The following is a 2,921-nucleotide window of genomic DNA, read 5'->3' as shown; positions in this document are numbered from 1 at the left end:
CAATAGCTTCCCCTTCTTTTACAGCCATAGCAAGAATAGCTTTTTCAAGTTTGCTAGTATCAACACTTACAGAGGCCGGAGTGCTTTCCGCCTCTGTATTCTTTGGTGAGGCAGAAAGTTCATCGACTTTTTGCTCCAATCTCTCAACTGTGCCGTAGATGGCTTCTAACATTTCTTCTTTCATCTTTCTTATGTTGTTTGAATGGTTTGTAACTTGCATCAAAGGCTAAAGCCTCTTCTGCGTTTCTTCTTTTTCTTCTTGGATGATTCATCCTCTGGGAATGGCTCAAAGGTCTGAGCATTGGCTGGAGCAAAAAGTCCAATGGAAGAAATACCGTCCCAAGGGTCTTGACTGCTCTCCGATATGGATGGCTCCTGGTTGTTCTTGTGATAACCTTGCTCATATTGCTGAGCAGATTTGGCTCTTGCTGATAAAAGGTTCTCCGTTCCCTCTAATCTCGCATTCAGTTTGCCAAAGCTATAGTCTCGGCTAATCTGCGTACCCTTGAAGCTATATCCGTCCTTGCTGAATCGGATGCCTTGCACCTTGGTTCGCTCCTTGTCCTTATAGACTAACTCCAAGAGAACACCTCGCTTTGCAAGTTCATTCTTGAACTTCTGCCAACTATCAGCGCCTTTCAAGGCATCCTTGACGGCATTGTGAATCTCGTATTTGGCACGCTCAGCATTGCGTAACTTGCGAGTATTAGTATTGCTCTTGTCCGTTCCGTAGGTCAGTCCATACTTGGATTTTAGAGCCTTGGTCACCTGCTCATTACGCCTGTAATCATTCCTGTCTGATATGAGCTTGCCCTCGTTATTGATGCGGTTGTACACAATATGGCAATGTGGATTGTCCGTGTTGTGATGCCTTACGATGATGAATTGGGTATCAGTGATGCCCATCATCTGCATGTATTCAAGGGCTATCTTAGCCATGAGTTCATCCGTCAAACGAGGCTTGTCCTCGGGCTTGAAGCTCAAGGCGATGTGTCCCACAGGCTTCTTAATCCTTGGATTTAGTTGCCTTTGTAGCTCAAAACTTTGCGCCATCTCAGTATTTGTACCGAGTAACACACCATCCGAGGCGATGATTTTCGCCTCGTCCTTGCCTGTAACATAGCGGATGCAACCGCCAAATGAGCACCCTTTCTTTAGCTTGCCTATCATGTCGTTGTATCCTTCCTTCTGTTCATTCCGCTTGGATTAGGTTTGGAATTTCCTTGCCGATACTCGACAAGGACGGTTTTCAATCTCCTCAACAAGTCCATTACATACACATGGGTTTCGTGGAAGCCTCTCTGATGCGACAGCTTGGTAAGTTGGTTGAGGTTGTTCGCCATACCAATGAGATTCTTGGCGATGGCAACCGTCTCTGTGTTGTGTCCGCTCACCACCTCACCATTCAAGGCTGACTCACGGATGTACTCCGCCAACTTGCGATTGGCTTTTCTCGCCCTCAGTCTCAATGCCTCGTAGCTTGGCTTCGAGAACTTCACCGTGACAGACTTCGACAGCTTGCGAACCCTGCCTGTGGGCGGTCTTCCGCCCTTTTTCTTGTCCTGTTCATGTATGCTTGTCATTCGATATACTGTTTACAGTTGGTACACTTATTTTCTGCGACCGTCGGGAGCAAAATTCCTCCACCCTCATGGTGGAGCGAGGCGTTTTGGGGTTCCCAAAACATAACCTCGCTCCCTCTCAGAACACGTTAGTTGGAACTACAGCCTTTCAGCTATCCATGTCCAAGGTCGCAGACCTTAATTCTCACAATTTGCGCCAAGCCTCGAAGTCCTCTTCATAAAGGCTTAGGTGGTGGCGCACGATGTTCTCGATGATGCCCGATACGCTCATGCGTCTCCCTCCGAGGATGCGGACGACACGATCAAGACGGTCTCGTACATCGGAACTGACGAAGACTGGCTTGCGGTCGTCAATCCTTGGAACTTGGAGGAAGGTCTGCTGATACTCCTCCAATGTCGCCTTGCGCTGCTTGCCACTGATGCGCTTCTGCGGATTCGGTGGCGATTGAGCCTCGTTCGTTGATGTTTCCTCTCTATAGGGAGTTGTTGCAGCAACTTTCTCTACAATTGCTCTCAACTCTGGGTTCTCTACATCATCATAGAGAGAATTACAACTACTTGGATTGGCTTTGTTGCCATACGTAGATGGTTTAACAAAATCCAAATACTCTTTTTCCATCAGCTCCTTTTGCTCAGGAGCCAAGACTGCATCTTTTGTTCTTGCCATAGCTTATGCTGTTTTATTTGTTAGTATAGTGGTCACGGTTTGCACCATTGACCGATTGTCGGGTGCAAAGTAAGTGTACTGAGTGCAGCCATGCAACTGATTGGGTGTAACGTGGCAATTTAGTTGTGGCTTGCTTATTTGCATACCGAGATAGTTGTGAGAACTTCAACGTATTTCTCAACTCATCATTGTTCATGTATTCGTTGCAGTCGTGCAAGTTTTTCTTGTTGTTTTTGGCGTTGAAGTCGGCAAACCCCGGCAACATACTGCCACAGAAATTGAAAACGCTTGTTTTTAGATTGCCGTGCCTTATCTTTGCACTCACAAACGTGGAGCACAGCATATGCGTGGAGCTTTGCGACATATAACATAGTATTAACTTAGAAAAAAGAAAAGTATGGGATTCATCGTATTCGAGGAAGAGGCATTCAACTATCTTGATGCCCAGTTGGAGAACTTCGTGAAGCGCATGGACAGAATCCGTGAGCGCAGTGAGGACAAGACCATGAACAAGTGGCTCGACACGCAGGACGTGTGTCAGACGCTCAACATCTGCCCACGGACAGTGCAGACGCTTCGGGACAACGGAACTTTGGCTTATACGCAAATCAGCCACAAGACCTACTACAAGCCGGAGGACGTGATGGCTATCGTAGCAGTAGTGGAGGACA

Annotated in this window: 4 protein-coding genes and 1 pseudogene; 1 reads left to right on the top strand and 4 read right to left on the bottom strand. The window is 47.1% G+C overall.

The genetic code is table 11. The features are described 5' to 3' along the window. The 4 genes and pseudogenes from F7D73_RS15950 to F7D73_RS15935 form a co-directional block, all read right to left on the bottom strand. Positions 1–184: pseudogene (locus F7D73_RS15950) on the bottom strand (hypothetical protein); the annotation flags it as partial. Between the two features lie 35 nt (positions 185–219). Beyond that, complete coding sequence (locus F7D73_RS15945; RefSeq protein WP_153126308.1) at positions 220–1,170, bottom strand: relaxase/mobilization nuclease domain-containing protein; 951 nt, start codon at positions 1,168–1,170, stop codon at positions 220–222. Beyond that, on the bottom strand, positions 1,167–1,583 hold the full coding sequence (locus F7D73_RS15940) for a plasmid mobilization protein (RefSeq protein ID WP_153126306.1): 417 nt from the start codon (positions 1,581–1,583) through the stop codon (positions 1,167–1,169). Before F7D73_RS15940 ends, F7D73_RS15945 begins: the two co-directional genes overlap by 4 nt. A gap of 184 nt (positions 1,584–1,767) precedes the next feature. After that, the gene (locus F7D73_RS15935) at positions 1,768–2,250 is read right to left on the bottom strand and encodes a DUF3408 domain-containing protein (RefSeq protein WP_113747960.1); all 483 of its coding nucleotides are present in this window, start codon (positions 2,248–2,250) and stop codon (positions 1,768–1,770) included. A 397-nt stretch (positions 2,251–2,647) separates the two neighbouring features. Here F7D73_RS15935 and F7D73_RS15930 point away from each other — a divergent pair. After that, positions 2,648–2,921 (top strand): helix-turn-helix domain-containing protein (locus F7D73_RS15930; protein WP_153125600.1); only part of this gene is annotated, 274 nt, incomplete at its 3' end.

The sequence above is a fragment of the Segatella copri genome (assembly GCF_009494395.1).
Lineage (GTDB): Bacteria > Bacteroidota > Bacteroidia > Bacteroidales > Bacteroidaceae > Prevotella.
Note: the sequence above shows the minus strand (reverse complement) of the source record. Positions and strands in the feature narration are given on the sequence as shown.

Coding starts and splice junctions, on each gene's coding strand:
- F7D73_RS15945 (WP_153126308.1), bottom strand. CDS start 1,170: ATGATAGGCAAGCTAAAGAAAGGGTGCTCATTTGGCGGTTGCATCCGC.
- F7D73_RS15940 (WP_153126306.1), bottom strand. CDS start 1,583: ATGACAAGCATACATGAACAGGACAAGAAAAAGGGCGGAAGACCGCCC.
- F7D73_RS15935 (WP_113747960.1), bottom strand. CDS start 2,250: ATGGCAAGAACAAAAGATGCAGTCTTGGCTCCTGAGCAAAAGGAGCTG.